The organism is Pseudomonas gorinensis (assembly GCF_042015035.1).
In the GTDB taxonomy this organism is placed as follows: domain Bacteria; phylum Pseudomonadota; class Gammaproteobacteria; order Pseudomonadales; family Pseudomonadaceae; genus Aquipseudomonas; species Aquipseudomonas gorinensis.
On sequence record NZ_CP167125.1, the window covers coordinates 4716519 to 4732461 of the forward strand.

Sequence of the window (15943 nt, forward strand, 5' to 3'; positions counted from 1 at the left end):
CTTTTTTGGGGGCGAAAAGCACCGCATCGGGAATCGTTTCAAAGCGTAAAACCGCTCTACATCCATGGCTGGCGAAGCGGATTGAACGCGGTTACTATTCAAACAATATTTTAAAAACAAGAAATCAAACCAGTCCGTGACGCGTACCAGGTAGCTCCCGAACTTGTTACAACGATTTTCCGGGGGCGTGTCGGCACCGTCGAGACTGCAGGCGTAGTCATGATGACAGACACCCACGCGCACCCAGGCTTGATCTCCCTGCAAGGCATCGGCAAGCGCTATGAGCTCGCCGGGCAGCAACTGTCCATTCTCAATGATGTGTGCTTGTCCATCGCCAGCGGCGATAGCTGCGGCATCCTCGGTGCTTCGGGCTCCGGCAAAAGTACCCTGCTCAATATCCTCGGCCTGCTGGACGTGCCCAACTGCGGCCAGTACCACTTTGCCGGCCACGATATTTTCAGCGCCAGCCCCGATGAATTGGCGGCGATCCGCAACCAGCAGATCGGCTTCGTGTTCCAGAGCTTCAACCTGCTGCCGCGTCTCAGCGCCCTGGATAATGTCGCGCTGCCCTTGAGCTATCGCGGCGTATCACGCCATGAATCGGTAGAACAGGCACTGCGCATGCTTGAACAGGTTGGCCTGGCCGACCGCGCTCATCACCGCCCCGCCGACCTGTCCGGCGGCCAGCGCCAGCGTGTGGCGATTGCCCGGGCCCTGGTCGGCAGCCCCTCGGTGATCCTGGCCGACGAACCCACCGGCAACCTCGACAGCACCACTGCCCAGGAGATCATGGACCTGCTCCTGGCGCTCAATCGCGAGCAACAGGTCACCCTGATCATCGTCACCCACGACGCGCACATCGCCGAGCGCCTGGAGCGCAAGATCCTGGTGCGCAACGGTGTGGTGCATGAGGCTGGCGGCCTATGAACCTGCGGGTCGAACAGAGCCTCAGCCAACTGCTGCACGAAGCGTTCGTCAGCCTGCGCACCCTGGGCAAGCGCTCGATCCTGGCGCTGCTGGGTATTGTGATCGGCAGCTCGTCAGTGGTGGCGCTGATCAATATCGGCCACAACGCAGCGGTGGACGCCGCAATGATCTTCAAGGACATGGGCACCGACACCCTGATCGCCCAGTTCCCGCCCAAAGGCACCGCCAACGTGCCGATGCGCACCCAGCTCGACCTCGATGCCGTACGCCGGGCCGTGCCGGGGATCGCCCATATCGGCGCGATCATCCCGTTCAGCGGGCCCATGGTGTTCCATGGCCGCACCACCAACGCCAACTTCGTCGGCATCACCCCGGATATCCCGCCGACCATGCGCCTGGTGCTGCGCGAAGGACGCTTCCTGTCCCCCTTCGACGCAAATGAAACCTACGGCGTGATCGGCGACCAGCTCGCCCAGGCCCTGGGCGCGCCGGGTGACCCACTGAAGCTGGGCGACCGGGTGCGCATCAATGACTACCTGTTTCAGGTGGTGGGCATTTTGTCCAACCAGCCCCGGGCGATGCTGATGCCGGTGCAGGCCAACGAGACGCTGTTCATGCCTGCGGACGGCATGCGCCGCATCTACGCCAACCCGCAAATCAGCAATGTGATCATCCGCGCCGCCCCCGGCGAGGACATGGAACGCGTGGCGCGGGACGCCGCCGTCGCGCTGCGAACCCAACTGAGCGACCACGACGTCGAGATCACGGTGCCCCAGCAAATGATCGATGGCATGACCCGGCAAAGCCGCACCTTCGCCTACCTGCTGCTGGCCTTGGGGGCGATCTCCCTGGTGGGCGGCGGCGTCGGTGTGATGAATGTGATGCTGATGAACGTCTCGGAACGCCGACGCGAGATCGGCATTCGCATGGCCCTCGGTGCGCGCCAGCGGGATATCCGCAACCTGTTCCTGCTCGAAGCCGTGACCCTCACCGCCGTCGGCGCACTGTGCGGCGCCGTGCTGGGCATGACCGCCGCCTGGCTATACGCCTGGTTGTCGGGCTGGGAATTCGCCCTGGCTGTCGCCGCCCTGCCCCTGGGCGTGGGCAGCACGTTGCTGGTGGGGCTGTTCTTCGGTATTTACCCGGCAGTCTCGGCCTCGCGGTTGCAACCGGTGGAGGCCCTGCGCGATGAGTAAATGGCTCTGGTTGCTCGCCTGGGTCAGCCTGCACGGCGTGGCCGCCGACGTCGTCATCAAACCGTCAGCGCCCAGTACCACCCGCAGCGGTTATGAGCGTGGCGTTTCGCTCAACGCCCAGGTCACCAACATGACCCTGGGAGATGCCGTGTACCTGGGCCTGCGCAATAACCCGGCGATCCGTAGCGCCTACCTGCAGCGGGTGGCGCAGAAGTTCGACCTGCGCGTGGCCGAAGATGTGTTCAACCCCAAGCTCACCCTCAACAGTTATTACCGCAGTACCCGTGGCTCGACAGACAACACACGCAACGCCAACCTGGCGCCGGCCACCAGCCTGCTCAGCGAATACGGCACGCGGCTGAGCATGGCGTGGACCCAGCAACTGACCAACGCCGACCGCGCCGGCCGCTACCGCAGCGACGGCCTCGACCTGGCGATCATCCAACCGCTGATGCGCGGCGCCGGCTGGGACGCCACCACCGCGCCGCTGCGCCTGTCGCGCCTGTCGGAGCAGGCCAACCGCCTGAACCTCAAGGCCACCGTGGCGCAGACCATCAGCCAGATCATCGCCACCTACCGCGAGCTGCTGCGCGCCCAGGAACAACTGAGCATCGTGCAGGATGCCCTCAAGCGCTCGGGCACGTTGCTGGAAGTGAACAAGGCATTGATCAGTGCCGGGCGCATGGCCGAGTTCGAAATCGTGCAGACCGAAGCCGACATCGCCACCCAGCAACTGGGCGTGGAAGAGGCGCAAAACCAACTGGACACCAGCCGCCTGGCCCTGCTGCGCCTGCTGGCCCTGGACCTGTCGACGCCGATTCGTGCCACCGAGGCCCTGGAAGCCAGGCCCATGCAAATCGACAAGCGCCAGGCGTTCACTCTGGCGCAGACCCAGCAACCGGAATACCTTGCCGCCCTGCTCGGCAGCCAGCAGGCCGACCTCAACCTGGTGATTGCCAAGGACTCCGGGCGCTGGCAAGTGGACCTGGTGGCCGGGGCGAACCAGGTCCGCGATGCCTACAATAACAATGCCGGCAGCACCAACAACCGCACCTGGGACAGCTACGCCGGGGTGCAGGTGCAGATCCCCATCGGTGATATCAGCACGCGCCAGGCCGAAGTGCGTGCGCGGGTGAACGTGGAGGACCAGGAGATCCGTATCACCGACGCGCGCCAGGAACTGGAGCGCAACGTCAACGATGTGGTGCGCGACCTCGGTACGCGCTGGCGCCAATATGAAATCTCCCAGCGCGCCGTGGAGCTGTCGCGGCGCAAGATCGACATCGAGCGGGAAAAACTCAGCGCCGGACGCTCCACCAACTTCCAGGTGCTGAGCTTCGAGACGGACCTGCGCAACGCCGAAAATGCACAGCTCAATGCACTGATCGCTTATTTGAACGCCCAGACCCAACTCGATCTGACCCTGGGCATGACGCTGGAAAGCTGGGAAATCGCCCTCAATGACTACTGACAAAAAACGCCTGCTGGGTGCTGTCTTGATCGTGCTGCTGGCGGCTGCGGGGATCACCGCGCTCAGCCTGCGCAGCCCGGCCGCCAACACGGCGCCGGTGGGCGAACAATGGCTGGCGGTGAAACCCGACCCGCTGGTGCACCAGATCGGCCTGGTGGGCAAGATCGAGCCCGACACCACCCTCACCCTCACCGCGCCCTTTGACGGCAATGTGGAGGCCAACCTGGTGGAACAAGGCCAGCGGGTCGAGGCCGGCCAGGTGCTGTTGCGCATGGACCCGGCCACCCTCGAAGTGCAACTGCGCGACGCCCTCTCGGCACAGCTCAAGGCGCGGCGCACCGTGCAGGAAATGCAGGACTGGGACAGCAGCCCCACCGTCAGCCGTGCGCGCCGCAGCCTGCGCACCGTAGAAATGACCGCCGGCAATACCCAGCGCAAACTCACCGAGAGCGAAAACCTGTTCCAGCGCGGCATCATCCCGCGCAATGAGCTGGACGACCTCAAGCAACAGACCCAGCAACAACAACTGGACCTCGCCTCGGCCCGCAGCGAACTGCAGCAGGCGCTGGAGCAAGGCAAAGGCGAGTACCGGCAAATTGCCGATATGGAGCTGACCAACGCCACGGTGAAATACGACGCCCTGCACAAGTTGCTCGAAGGTCGCGAGGTCAAGGCGCCATTCTCCGGCATCGTCGTGCCCGCGCCCGGCAGCAGCACCCCATCGGCCCAAGGCGGCAGCAACAATGCACCGGTGCAGGCCGGCAGCAGGGTCAGCCAGGGCCAGGTGCTGTTCGGCCTGGCCAATATCGAGCGGCTGAAAATCGTCGCCAAGGTCTCCGAACTGGACATCAACCAGTTGCACCAGGGCCAGGCCGTGGAAGTGATGGGCGATGGTTTTGATGGCGAGCGACTGACCGGCTCGGTCAGCGTGGTCAGCGGCCTGGCGATAGCCGGCGACAGCCAGGGCAGCGCGCAGTTTCCGGTGACCCTGTCGATCCCCAAGCTGACGCCGCAGCAGTTGCAGCGGGTGCGGCTGGGGATGAGCGCACGCTTGACCATCGTCACTTACAACAATGCCCAGGCGATCATCGTGCCGGCGCCGGCAATCACCCGTGGCGAGGATGGCATGACAGTGGAGTATCGAGAGGCGATGGATAAGCCGGTAGAGCAGGTGAAGGTGACCACCGGGCAATCGACGCCGCAGGGCGTGGAGGTGTTCGGCCTCAAGCCCGGCTTTGTGAAGACCTCAAGATAAATGCAGAACCCCTGTGGGAGGGGGCTTGTCTCCGATGGCAGTGGGTCAGCCGAAGATGCATTCACTGACACTCCCTCATCGGGGCATGGGTATCTACACAATTTTCAGTGGTCTGTGGCGAGGGAGCTTGCTTCCGTGGCGGCCTTTGGGCCGACCATGTGGTTGGATTTGACCGAGTACATATCCGTTGCTGCGGTAACGGCTGCTTAGGGTTCCGCTCTTACAGCGGGTCACTTTTGGAAAAGAGCCCCAAAAGTAACCAAAAGGGCTCTTGCCCCACCACTCGGTACCTCGCTTAGGCTCGGTATGCCCGAACGCAGGCTTGAATCCGTGGGCCGCCGTCATGGGCCATCCCTGGCCCAGGACGGCTAACCCGGCGTCCTGCCGGGTTACCCACGGATTCAAGCCTGCGTTCGGCCAGCGTGGTTAACGGGGCGCATGAGATCAAGATCAAAAGCCAGAGCCAGAGCCAGAGCCAGATCAAAAGATTGCTGACTTCGTCAGCGTTTAAGGAAATAGAAGCCACACCGCGTACGCTTCAATGATCAGGTCGGCTTTAAGGCCGCCTCGCTTTTGTTTTTGATCTGGGATCGCCCCGTCAAACAAGCCTGCGTTCGGGCACACCGAGCCTAAGCGAGGTACCGAGTGGTGGGGCGAAGCGTTTTTGGTTACTTTTGGCGCTCTTCTCTTCCAAAAGTGACCCGCTGTAAGAGCGGAACCATAGGCAGCCGTTACCGCAGCAACGGATATGTACTCACCCAACCCCCAAAAAGCGGTCGGCCCGAAGGCGGCCACGGGACCAAGCTCCCTCGCCACAGACCGCTGAAAAAAGTTGTGTAGATACTTATGGCCATCGGGGGCAAGCCCCCTCCCACATTTAGATTTCTGTCAGCGTTGAAGCCAGTGCCTTGGCTTGAAGCGCCACATCGGTCACCGCCGTGCTCTCCCACCACATCCCGCGCAACGGCGGGCCCATGGCGAACAAGCGCGCACTGACCTGGCCCTGGGCATCCAGCACCGCCCCCGACGCATCCGCCGCAATCCCCAACGCCAACGGCCCAGGCTGGACCAACCCGCGCTTGAGCAACTGTTGCGGCAGTGGCCGGGCCACGCGGCGCCAGTCGTACTCGATGCCGCTGGAGTTGATCAGGGCTGCGCCCGACACCAGAGTCACCGCAGGTTCGCCACGCCGGCGCAAACGAATGGTCACGCCGCTGCCCGAAGGCTCCAGCCCCTTGTACGAGGCCGCTTGAATCCGCAACCGCCCTTCCTCATGCAGCCTGGCCACCAACTGCGCACTCAACGGCGGCGAACGGTGATGATGGCTTTCCCACCATGGCCGCACATGCCGCACGAACTGACGCTTCTCGCCCTCGCTGGCCTGGCTCCACAACCGGCCGATATGGGCGCGCACCGTGTCCAGCGGCGCCTGCCAATCGATACCCTGCTCCAGCGCGAGGCGGCATTGGCGACGCACCTCGCGCAGCAGTTGCCGAGGGCTTCGCAGGTTGTGGTTCGCGCCGAGAAAGTCTTCCCAGCTGGGCGGTTGCCGGCGCACATGGGGCAGCAGGCCGTGACGGGAAAACACCTCGATCGGCCCACGATGCCCGGCCTGTTCCAGGGACACCACGGCATCCACCATGGTCAGCCCGGAGCCGATGATCAGCACGGGCGCCTGCGGGCCGATCTGGGTCATGGCCTGCACGTCCCACGGGTCGACGGCCGCAGCGTTCAAACCGCTGGACTCGGTCTGGGGCGTGCGCGCCGCCGGGAACATGCCAGTGGCCAACACCGCTTGGGCGCCGCGCAGTTGCTGGCCGTTGTCGAGGGTCAGCAATACCCCCTCGTCCTCGACTTGCAGATCGACCACCTCGGCGCGGATATGCTCGACGGTGGACGCCGAAAACGCCTTGGCTTCAGCCAACCGTTGCTGTGCATACAGGCCAAAAATGCCGCGTGGCGGGAACAGTTCGCTGATGGGCACGTGCTGCTGGTCGGACTCAGGCCAACCGCCCGCACCGATGTAGTCGGTGAGCCATTGGGTCAGGTCGTCGGCATTGTCCGGGTCGACACTCATGCGCGCCGCATTGCCATTTAAGGTGTGGCCCAACTCGACCGCGCTGTAGGCCTCGCCACGCCCGAGTTCGCGGCGCGGTTCGATCACCAGGATTTGCCGTTGGCCAGGCAGGCGCAGCAGTTGCACAGCCAGCATCGTGCCGCTCAGGCCGCCGCCGATGATCAGGACATCAGCGTTGCGGATGGTTTCACTCATGCGGATTCGCCCTTACTGTTTACCCAGATAAATGTCATGCAAATCGCCCCGCGCCAGCAACTCGGCGGCGCTGCCACTCAGGACCACCCGCCCAGTATCCAGCACGTAGCCGTGGGACGCATAGTTGAGCGCCACGTTGATGTTCTGCTCGGCGACCAGGAAGCTCACCTGCTGCTCGCGGTTGAGCTGCGCGATGATCTCGAAGATCTCTTGCACGATCATAGGCGCCAAACCCATGGACGGCTCGTCGAGCAGTACCAAAGTAGGACGGGTCATCAACGCCCGGCCGATGGCGACCATCTGTTGCTCGCCACCGGAGGTCAGCCCGGCGCGGGTGTGGCGCTTGGTCTTGAGCCGGGGGAACCAGGCGTAGATGCGCTCCAGGTCGTGTTCCATGGCCTTGCGGCTCAGGCGCCGCACAAAACCACCGCTGCGCAGGTTGTCTTCCACGCTGAGCTGGCCGAACACATGGCGGCCTTCGAGCACATGCACCATGCCTTGGCGCACACGTTGGCTGGGGTCGACACCGGCCAGGTCGACGCCGGCGTATTCGATCACGCCACGGCTGACTTCGGCGCGCTCGGCACGCACCAACCCGGAGATCGCCTTGAGGGTAGTGCTCTTGCCGGCGCCGTTCGCGCCGAGCAAGGCGACGATGGCGCCCTTGGGCACGCTCAGCGACACCCCGGCCACCGCCAGGATCGCGCCGTCGTAGATGACCTCGATGTCGTTGACCGTCAGCAGCGCGGCGTGTGCAGGTTCTGCGGCAGGCAGGCTCATGGTTTATTCATCCCCGGTGCAGGTGCGTGGCGTCAGGCCTTTTTCCTTGGCGAAGGCCGCGGACTTTTCATCGATCAGCGGACGCAACAGTGCGCGGTCGGCGGCGATCCAGTCGCTGACCAGCGTCCACTGAGCACCGTCCCACTGCTGTACCCGCGCCGAGCCGCCGCCTTCGTGGTCGCGGCACGACAGCTTGAGGTTCTGCATCAGGCCCAGGTAACCCATGGCCTTGAGGCGCGCGTCGTCGATATTCAAGTGCTCCAGGCCCCAGCGGCCTTCTTCGCCATTGAGCGGGCGCTGGCCGAACCTGGCCTGGGCCGTGCGGATCGCCTCCACCGCCACGGCAGCATTCACCAGGCCGGAGTTGTAGTACACGCTGCCGAAGTTCTTCAGGTCCTTGAGGTCGCTGTGGCCCTTGTCGAGGACGGATTGCTTGAGGCGTTTGTGGATCTCGAAGTCGCTGCCGGCCGGGTACGGCGTGAGGGCCAGGTAGCCCTTGGCGGCGGCGCCTGCGGGCAATACGTCTTCGCTGGAACTGGCCCAGATATCGCCGATGATATGGTCCACCGGGAAGCCGAAGCGCGCAGCGGTCTTGACCGCCACGGGGGTCGACACGCCCCAGGTGCGCAGGAACACCCAGTCCGGGTTGGCCTGGCGGACCTGGCGCCATTGCGCCGATTGTTCGTTGCCTGGGTCGGCCACCGGAATCTGGATATTTTCAAAACCGTATTTTTCGGCGAGCAACTTCAACGGGCCGAGGGTTTCGCGACCGTAGGCCGAGTCGTGGTAGACCGTGGCGATCTTCTTGCCCTTGAGCTTGTCGAAACCACCCTCGCGCTGGGCGATGTAGTTCACCAGGGTCGACGCCTCGCTGTAGAACGTCAGCATCACCGGAAAGTTATACGGGAACACCGTACCGTCGGTGGCTTCGGTGCGCCCGTAACCGAGGGTGATCAGCGGGATCTTGTCCACCTCTGCCCTTTCGCTGAGCGCATAGGCCGCCGGCGCGCCATTGGGCTGGTACACCGCGACCGGCGCGCCCTCCAGGCCATGCTTGAAGCGCTCGTAGCATTCGATGCCTTTCTCCGCCGTCCACTCGGTCTCGCATTCCTGCCACACCAACTTGACGCCATTGATGCCGCCTTCGACCTCGTTGATATAACGCAGGTAGTCGATCATCCCGGCCCACACCTGCACACCGCTGGACGCGTAGGCGCCCACGCGATAGGTGGCCAGGGGAATGAATTGCTGGTCCGGCGAGGCCATCGCTTGGGGGACAGCACCGGCCAGGGTTGCCAACGTAAACGCGGCGCCGATCAAGGAACGTTTCAAGGATGCACGCATAAGGATTCTCTTGGAGGAATGTCAGAAACGCAGCGGCCACTGCCGCACACGGTCACGCAGGTTGTGCAACAGGCGGATCAAGCCCTCGGGCTCCTTGATCAGGAACACGATGATCAACACACCAAAGATGATTTTTTGCAGGTTCTGCAACTGCCCCGCGTCCACCGAACCGCCGAACAGCGCCTGCCCGGCATGGCTGAGGACAATCGGCAGCAGGCTGATAAACGCCGCACCCACGAAGTTGCCGGCGATGCTGCCCATGCCGCCGATGATGATGATGAACAGGATCTGGAATGAGCGATTGATATCGAAGCTGCTGGCGCTGGCCGTGCCCAGGTAGGCGAACGCCCACAGCGCGCCGGCAATGCCCAGGTAAAACGAGCTGACCGCAAACGCCAGGCGCTTGTAGCGCACCACCGGGATGCCAACCACGGCGGCGGCGGTGTCCATGTCGCGGATCGCCATCCAATTGCGCCCGACCTGGCTGCGCACCAGGTTGATGGCGGTCCAGGTCAACAGCAGCACCGTCACCAACGTCAGCCAATAGCGGCCCAGCGGCGTGTTGAGGTCATGGCCGAACAGCGCCAGCTTCGGCGCAGAGATGGTCCCGGACGAGCCGTAGTTGTAGAACCAGGGAAACTTGACGAACAGCCACTCCAGGAAAAACTGCGCGGCCAGGGTGGTGACCATCAGGTAGAAGCCCTTGATCCGCGAGCTGGGCAAGCCGAACAGCAAACCGACCAACGCACTGATAATCCCCCCACCGAGCAGCGCCAGCGGCAGGCCCAGCTCCGGCAGGCGTAACAGGAAACCGTAGGTCGCGAACGCGCCGACGGCCATGAAACCCGCCGCGCCGACCGAGGTTTGCCCGGTATAGCCGGTCAGCAGATTCAAGCCAAGCCCGGCCAGGGACAGCACCAGGAACGGGATCAGGATCGCATTGAGCCAATAGTCATTGCCCCACAGCGGCACCACGATAAAGGCCAGGGCCAGCAGGCCGATCAGGCCCCAGGGCACGCGTCGCTGTACCAGCAACAACGGCGCGGTTTGTTGAGCAACGGGAATCGACATGGTTTCAGACTCGCTCGATGGCGCGCTCGCCGAACAGGCCGGCGGGACGGATATACAGGAAGGCCAAGGCCAATACATAGGCGAACCACGGCGTGATGCCGCCGCCGATCAACGGGCCGATATACACCTCGGCAAGGTTTTCCGCCGCGCCGACAATCAGCCCGCCGACGATGGCCCCGCCAATCGAGGTAAAGCCGCCGATGATCAGCACCGGCAGGGCCTTGAGCACCACCAGCGACAGCGAAAACTGCACGCCCTGGCGCGCCCCCCAGAGCAAGCCGGCCACCAGCCCGACAATCCCCGCCACCGCCCAGACGATCTGCCAGATACGGTTGAGGTTGATGCCGATGGACAGCGCCGCCGTGGTGTCATCCGCCACCGCACGCAGGGACACACCGATGCGGGTCTTGTTGAACAGCAGCGCAAGGACCGTCACCAACAACACGGCAGCCGCGGCCGCGATCAGATCGAACTGACTGAGCATCAGCGGCCCGATGAACAGCGGCACGTCATCAATGCCCAGGTCCAGTGCACGCACCTGGGACCCCATCAAGCCCTGGGCCAGGCCCTCGATGATGAACGACAGGCCAAGGGTGGCCATGAACAGGGTGATCTGCGAACGGTTCACCAAGGGCCGCAGGACCAGGCGCTCGATGAGCAAGGCACCGACGATCATCACGATCACCGTCAGCAGCAGTGCCAGGGCAAACGGCACGCCCTGGTCATGCAGGCTGACGAAGGTCAGCGCGGCAAACAGCAGCATCGAGCCCTGGGCAAAATTGAACACACCGCTGGCCTTGTAGATCAGCACGAAGCCGATGGCGACCAACGAATACATGGTGCCGGCCAGCAGGCCGCCGAGCAGGGTTTCGAAGAAGAACGTCATTCGTTTGCCACTCCGAGATAAGCCGCGATCACATCGGGGTTGGCCTGTACCTCGGCGGGGGTTCCGTCGCCGACCTTGCGCCCGTAGTCGAGCACCACCACATGGTCGGACAGGCCCATCACCACGCCCATGTCGTGCTCGATCAACACCACGGTGGTGCCCAGGTCGCGGTTCACATCGGCGACGAAGCGTGCCATTTCCTGTTTTTCCTCGGCGTTCATGCCCGCCATGGGTTCGTCGAGCAGTAACAGGCTAGGCCCAGCGATCAATGCCCGGCCCAACTCGACACGCTTCTGCAGGCCATAAGAGAGGTTGCCCACCAGCACATCACGCTGAGCTTGCAACTCAAGAAACTCGAGAATGCCCTGGGCGCGCAGGCGGAACGCTTCGGCTTCCCGGCGTGCGCGCGGCAAGCCCAGGGCTTGTTCAATAAAACGGCTGCGCATATGCCGCGACAGGCCGGTAAGGATGTTGTCGAGCACGCTCATCTTCTTGAACAGCGCGTTGTTCTGGAAGGTGCGACCAATGCCCCGGCGCGCGGCACCCAGCGGGTCGATGCGCTGGAAGTGCTGGTCTTCGAAGACGATCTCGCCAGCATCGAAGCGGTACACGCCGTTGAGCACATTGAGCAATGAGCTTTTACCGGCACCATTGGGACCGATCAGCGCGCAGATCTCGCCGCGCGCCACCTCGAAGGACAAGGCATTGATCGCCTTGACGCCCTTGAACGACAGCGAGATATCCCGCACCTGGAGAATGGCTTGGCTCATGCGATGTCCCGTTTGAATTCCGCCAGCCACACCGGCGAAGGGGTGGATTTGTGGGGTTGCCAGATGTAAGCCAGGCGCTGAAAGCCGAGCAGCTTGCGCACACGGTTTTTCAACAGGCGACGCAGGCCGCTTTGCGGGTGGGCGATGGCCCAGTCGCACAGGCGCCGACGCCAGGTGCCATGGGGTGCAAGGCGACTTTCGATTTCGTCGGCCAGGTGCTGCAAGCGTGCGGGTGACAACAGCAAGCCGGTGGGGGCGACTTCGCTGCGATCACGCCGCGCCGAGGCCAGGCTTTCCGGAAAGGCCAGGCCATGGCCGCTGTTCAGCCATTGCTCCAACACCACCGCCAGCCCCCCCTCCCAGTGGGTGCCCTCTTCGCTCCACAACGCGGTTTCGCCGCTGGGTTGCCACCAGCGTACGAGGTGCTGCGTCGGGTCGATCGGGCCGAGCAACGGGGCAAAATCCAGCAGGTTGGCCGACTGCCAATGCCGCACTTGCTGACGGTCCTGGGTGTAGGCATGGGTGGGACGGATGCGCCATAAATGTTGTTGCAGCGCTTCGGGCTCCAAGTCATCGGCCAGGGTCAGGACTTGCCCGCCGATGGCTTGAGCCGCAAGAGCCAGGAGCAACAGGTTCGGCTCGAACGCCCCGCTGAGGGCCAAGCGCGATTGCTCGTCAAAGCCCTGCTGACGCAAGCCATCGGCCAGGCGTTCCACATCTCGCAAGGCGTCGATCCAGCGCCACGCATACCACTGGCCCTGGCGCTTGTGGCGCAAGGCGGTGTGCAGCGGCGTGGTCTGCGCCCAGTGGTGCAGCTGTTCCAGCGCGTTGGGCAGGTTGCCGAGCCGCTCGGCGGGCCATTCCAGGGCCAGCGGGCTTTTTAGTACGTGCACGCTCATAGGGGTAAAGCTCCTACTGGGAGTTAAGCGTGCGGTGGTCCGCTGGCTGTCTGGGGTCAAGCGGTAACGGTAAATAGCAATCAGAGCAAAGCATTAACTATGCCAATGCAGAATTGCCTTCAAACTCAGCTAATTCATAGGCCTACAACGACGGGCAGGAGCCTCGTTGAACAAAGTGCATATCAACTGTTGCTGGAGCAACAGAAAGCCAACTAAGCCGTCAGTGTGAGCAACAGCGACCTCATACCTAAACCTGCTTAGCCACACGAGCATGAGCGTATCTTTCGAAATAAAAAAAACTCCCGCTATACCTGTCAAACCTGACAGTAGACGTCGCACATCCCCCCGAATAATCTTTAGCCTCATGCTCCCACAGAGGAAGAATCATCATGAACACTTCCGGAAAAATCTCAGCCAACACATCTCTAAAGTGCACTGCAACGATCAAAGACGAGGAAGATGAATATGACGCATTCGATGGCGTTCACTATTCACTCTTCATGAATGACCTGCCACTCAAGTGGCTCCTCAACCTACGCACCGAAAAAAATGAGAACCAAGACTTTCAAGAATTTTCTTTTTTTATCCCTAACGATGGCGACGTCACTGACAAAACATACGCCATCACTTCAGACTTCACTACCACCTCTGGCGTTAATGCCCTCTGGTCAAAATCAGGCCCCTTCTCTCAAATCAACTACACCGCCACCGAAGGCAGCCTGAAACTGACATTTGACAATAGCACCAAAACAATCAAGGCGACTTTCAACTTCAAGGGTCAGAACAGGGGTAAAACAGTCACCGTGAGTGAGGGCGTTCTGGAGCTTGTGGGGTTCACAGAAAGCAGAAGAAATTATGCGGCACCGACAGTTGTGTGCGACCTGAGTCGCGATATCAACGCACGCTATGAGTCTAATGAGGATAATCTATACATCAGTTCAAATAACCAGATCGCGGGATGGTCGCGAGCGTTTGCGACAAGGCCAGACGTATACGACTATCGAATAGCCATATTCATTTCAAGAGACCTTCCGACAGGCACCTACGCTATCAGTGAAGACAGCAAAGAGGTCAGTGTTATTTTTTATAACATGAGTGGATCTTATATCTACCATGGCGAAGAAGGTCAGTTGACAATACGTTCACTCCCCAACGTTGACAGTAACAATAACATTACGGGAACCTTCGCAGGAACGTTCAACTTTGTGGCCGGTGCAACCGACCCCAGTGGTGGGCGACACTTTACCGAAGCACGCAATGGCGTTTTCAGTATTACTCGATAGGCGTTTATCTTTCATGCGGGGTTTGCGATCTTTATCACATCCCCCGCTGAACCATTTACACAGCAGGATCATATGTGTACTTGTCTCACTGCAAACCTTCCAAAATCCTGTAACCACTGCCTGGATGGGAACTCGACAACCTTGCTCCGTTGCCAAATAACTTCTCGCGCAACGTGCCCTGGGCATATTCAGTCTTGTACACACCGCGCTTCTGCAACTCCGGCACCAGCAACTCCACGGCGTCGATGAAGGTTTCGTGAGTCAATGCATAGGCCAGGTTGAAGCCATCCACATCGGTTTCTTCCACCCACTCCTGCAACAGATCCGCCACGGTTTCCGGACCACCGACAAACAGCGGGCCAAAACCGCCGATGCCGACCCAATCGGCGAGCTCGTTGGGCGTCCAGACCTTGTTCGGGTCTGCCGTGGAAAAGGCTTCCACCGCCGATTGAATGGCGTTGGTATGCACATGCTTGAGCGGTTCATCCGGTTTGAACTGGCTAAAATCGATACCGGTCCAGCCGGAGATCAGCGCCATCGCGCCTTCGTAGCTGACGTAGGATTTGTACTCGTCGAACTTGGCTTTGGCCTTGGCATCCGTCTCGCCGACGATCACCGTCTGCAGGTTGAAGATCAGGATTTTCTTCGGATCACGCCCGGCCTCGGCGGCACGACGGCGGATGTCGGCAACGGTCTTTTTCAGCAAGACTTTAGATGGCGCGGCGACGAACACACACTCGGCCTGTTCAGCGGCGAACTGCTTGCCACGGCTGGACGCACCGGCCTGGTACAGCACCGGCGTGCGCTGCGGCGAGGGTTCACACAGGTGAATACCGGGCACCTGGAAGTGTTTGCCGACATGACGGATCTCGTGGATCTTGCTCGGGTCGCTGAAAATCCGGCGCTCGCGGTCGCGCAACACGGCGCCCTCCTCCCAACTGCCTTCCCAGAGTTTGTAGCAGACCTCCAGGTATTCCTCGGCGTAGTCGTAGCGCGCGTCGTGTTCGGTCTGGGCTTTCTGGCCGAGGTTCTTGGCGCCGCTTTCCAGGTAGGAGGTGACGATGTTCCAGCCGATACGGCCCTTGGTCAGGTGGTCGAGGGTGGAGAGCCGACGGGCAAATGGATACGGATGCTCGAAGGACAGCGAGGCAGTCAGGCCGAAGCCCAGATGCTCGGTGACCAGCGCCATCGGCGCGATCAGCGACAACGGATCGTTGACCGGCACCTGGGTCGCCTGGCGGATGGCCGCGTCGCCATTGCCGTTGTACACATCGTAGATACCCAGCACGTCGGCGATGAACAAGCCGTCGAACTTGCCGCGCTCAAGGATTTTCGCCAGGTCGGTCCAGTACTCCAGGTCCTTGTACTGCCACGAACGGTCACGCGGGTGCGCCCACAGGCCGGGCGATTGGTGGCCGACACAGTTCATGTCGAAGGCATTCAAGCGGATTTCACGGGACATCAAAGCACTCCGTTGAGGTGATAGTTGCCGACGATCTGGTATTTCCAGCGCAACGGGTCATCGAGGCTCGACGGCAGTTCGGTGCGTTGGCCGGTCAGTTCGAATTCGGCGTTGCTCGCGGCGATGAGGGCTTCGGCGGCGGCGATCTGCGCTTCGGTGGCGGCCACCGGGCTGGGGTGGGTTTCAGCGCGTTCCAGCAGGGAGGCGGCCACGTCGACGCGGATCTGTAGATCACCGAAGCGGCTGATGACATAGGGGTCATCGCTTGTCTCGACATGGCGGCGGGTGCTGTCCAACAGTTGGCGCGCAAGGCTCAGTGCGGTCATG

General features: G+C 62.0%; 14 protein-coding genes. 5 read left to right on the top strand and 9 right to left on the bottom strand.

From position 1 onward, the window contains the following. Window positions 1–219 precede the first annotated feature (219 nt). From AB7933_RS21335 to AB7933_RS21350, 4 genes are read left to right on the top strand one after another with little or no spacing between them, the layout of a single operon-like run. On the top strand, window positions 220–927 hold the full coding sequence (locus AB7933_RS21335; RefSeq protein ID WP_024076197.1) for an ABC transporter ATP-binding protein: 708 nt from the start codon (window positions 220–222) through the stop codon (window positions 925–927). Beyond that, window positions 924–2123 carry an ABC transporter permease gene (locus tag AB7933_RS21340; protein ID WP_024076198.1) on the top strand — a complete coding sequence of 400 codons (1200 nt, stop codon included), beginning with the start codon at window positions 924–926 and terminating at the stop codon, window positions 2121–2123. The genes AB7933_RS21335 and AB7933_RS21340 overlap by 4 nt, the downstream gene beginning before the upstream one ends. Further along, a complete protein-coding gene (locus AB7933_RS21345; RefSeq protein WP_024076199.1) occupies window positions 2116–3594 on the top strand; it encodes a TolC family protein in 1479 nt (492 codons plus the stop codon). Before AB7933_RS21340 ends, AB7933_RS21345 begins: the two co-directional genes overlap by 8 nt. Then, the gene (locus AB7933_RS21350; RefSeq protein ID WP_024076200.1) at window positions 3584–4849 is read left to right on the top strand and encodes an efflux RND transporter periplasmic adaptor subunit; all 1266 of its coding nucleotides are present in this window, start codon (window positions 3584–3586) and stop codon (window positions 4847–4849) included. The genes AB7933_RS21345 and AB7933_RS21350 overlap by 11 nt, the downstream gene beginning before the upstream one ends. A gap of 877 nt (window positions 4850–5726) precedes the next feature. Here AB7933_RS21350 and AB7933_RS21355 read toward each other — a convergent pair. Genes AB7933_RS21355 through AB7933_RS21385 form a run of 7 tightly spaced genes read right to left on the bottom strand, consistent with a single transcriptional unit; the run spans window position 5727 to window position 12871 of the window. Continuing rightward, window positions 5727–7121 (bottom strand): FAD/NAD(P)-binding protein, encoded by a 1395-nt coding sequence (locus AB7933_RS21355; protein ID WP_024076201.1) that lies wholly within the window; start codon window positions 7119–7121, stop codon window positions 5727–5729. A 12-nt stretch (window positions 7122–7133) separates the two neighbouring features. Beyond that, on the bottom strand, window positions 7134–7901 hold the full coding sequence (locus AB7933_RS21360; protein ID WP_024076202.1) for an ABC transporter ATP-binding protein: 768 nt from the start codon (window positions 7899–7901) through the stop codon (window positions 7134–7136). Window positions 7902–7904: 3 nt separating this feature from the next. After that, window positions 7905–9245, bottom strand: coding sequence for an ABC transporter substrate-binding protein (locus AB7933_RS21365; protein WP_024076203.1), 1341 nt, complete (start codon window positions 9243–9245; stop codon window positions 7905–7907). 21 nt (window positions 9246–9266) lie between these two features. After that, window positions 9267–10316: a branched-chain amino acid ABC transporter permease gene (locus tag AB7933_RS21370; RefSeq protein ID WP_024076204.1), complete on the bottom strand. Its 1050-nt coding sequence runs from the start codon at window positions 10314–10316 to the stop codon at window positions 9267–9269. A gap of 4 nt (window positions 10317–10320) precedes the next feature. Then, window positions 10321–11202 (bottom strand): branched-chain amino acid ABC transporter permease, encoded by an 882-nt coding sequence (locus AB7933_RS21375; RefSeq protein ID WP_024076205.1) that lies wholly within the window; start codon window positions 11200–11202, stop codon window positions 10321–10323. After that, window positions 11199–11972 (bottom strand): ABC transporter ATP-binding protein, encoded by a 774-nt coding sequence (locus tag AB7933_RS21380; RefSeq protein WP_024076206.1) that lies wholly within the window; start codon window positions 11970–11972, stop codon window positions 11199–11201. The genes AB7933_RS21375 and AB7933_RS21380 overlap by 4 nt, the downstream gene beginning before the upstream one ends. Continuing rightward, entirely contained in the window at window positions 11969–12871 is a 903-nt protein-coding gene (locus AB7933_RS21385) for an AMP-binding protein (protein WP_024076207.1), read from the bottom strand. The genes AB7933_RS21380 and AB7933_RS21385 overlap by 4 nt, the downstream gene beginning before the upstream one ends. Window positions 12872–13260: 389 nt before the next feature. Between AB7933_RS21385 and AB7933_RS21390 the strand changes: the two genes are divergently transcribed. Further along, window positions 13261–14154, top strand: coding sequence for a hypothetical protein (locus AB7933_RS21390; protein ID WP_024076208.1), 894 nt, complete (start codon window positions 13261–13263; stop codon window positions 14152–14154). Between the two features lie 85 nt (window positions 14155–14239). Here the strand turns inward: AB7933_RS21390 and AB7933_RS21395 are convergent, their stop codons facing one another. Then, window positions 14240–15616 carry an LLM class flavin-dependent oxidoreductase gene (locus AB7933_RS21395; RefSeq protein WP_024076209.1) on the bottom strand — a complete coding sequence of 459 codons (1377 nt, stop codon included), beginning with the start codon at window positions 15614–15616 and terminating at the stop codon, window positions 14240–14242. Further along, the gene (locus AB7933_RS21400; RefSeq protein WP_024076210.1) at window positions 15616–15942 is read right to left on the bottom strand and encodes an acyl-CoA dehydrogenase; all 327 of its coding nucleotides are present in this window, start codon (window positions 15940–15942) and stop codon (window positions 15616–15618) included. Before AB7933_RS21400 ends, AB7933_RS21395 begins: the two co-directional genes overlap by 1 nt. Between the last annotated feature and the right edge of the window lies 1 nt (window position 15943).

What these genes read in the sequence shown, in the direction of transcription:
- AB7933_RS21390 (WP_024076208.1), top strand. Translation starts at nt 13,261, where the DNA reads ATGAACACTTCCGGAAAAATCTCAGCCAACACATCTCTAAAGTGCACT.
- AB7933_RS21400 (WP_024076210.1), bottom strand. Translation starts at nt 15,942, where the DNA reads ATGACCGCACTGAGCCTTGCGCGCCAACTGTTGGACAGCACCCGCCGC.
- AB7933_RS21380 (WP_024076206.1), bottom strand. Translation starts at nt 11,972, where the DNA reads ATGAGCCAAGCCATTCTCCAGGTGCGGGATATCTCGCTGTCGTTCAAG.
- AB7933_RS21355 (WP_024076201.1), bottom strand. Translation starts at nt 7,121, where the DNA reads ATGAGTGAAACCATCCGCAACGCTGATGTCCTGATCATCGGCGGCGGC.
- AB7933_RS21375 (WP_024076205.1), bottom strand. Translation starts at nt 11,202, where the DNA reads ATGACGTTCTTCTTCGAAACCCTGCTCGGCGGCCTGCTGGCCGGCACC.
- AB7933_RS21365 (WP_024076203.1), bottom strand. Translation starts at nt 9,245, where the DNA reads ATGCGTGCATCCTTGAAACGTTCCTTGATCGGCGCCGCGTTTACGTTG.
- AB7933_RS21360 (WP_024076202.1), bottom strand. Translation starts at nt 7,901, where the DNA reads ATGAGCCTGCCTGCCGCAGAACCTGCACACGCCGCGCTGCTGACGGTC.
- AB7933_RS21350 (WP_024076200.1), top strand. Translation starts at nt 3,584, where the DNA reads ATGACTACTGACAAAAAACGCCTGCTGGGTGCTGTCTTGATCGTGCTG.
- AB7933_RS21345 (WP_024076199.1), top strand. Translation starts at nt 2,116, where the DNA reads ATGAGTAAATGGCTCTGGTTGCTCGCCTGGGTCAGCCTGCACGGCGTG.
- AB7933_RS21370 (WP_024076204.1), bottom strand. Translation starts at nt 10,316, where the DNA reads ATGTCGATTCCCGTTGCTCAACAAACCGCGCCGTTGTTGCTGGTACAG.
- AB7933_RS21335 (WP_024076197.1), top strand. Translation starts at nt 220, where the DNA reads ATGATGACAGACACCCACGCGCACCCAGGCTTGATCTCCCTGCAAGGC.
- AB7933_RS21385 (WP_024076207.1), bottom strand. Translation starts at nt 12,871, where the DNA reads ATGAGCGTGCACGTACTAAAAAGCCCGCTGGCCCTGGAATGGCCCGCC.
- AB7933_RS21340 (WP_024076198.1), top strand. Translation starts at nt 924, where the DNA reads ATGAACCTGCGGGTCGAACAGAGCCTCAGCCAACTGCTGCACGAAGCG.
- AB7933_RS21395 (WP_024076209.1), bottom strand. Translation starts at nt 15,616, where the DNA reads ATGTCCCGTGAAATCCGCTTGAATGCCTTCGACATGAACTGTGTCGGC.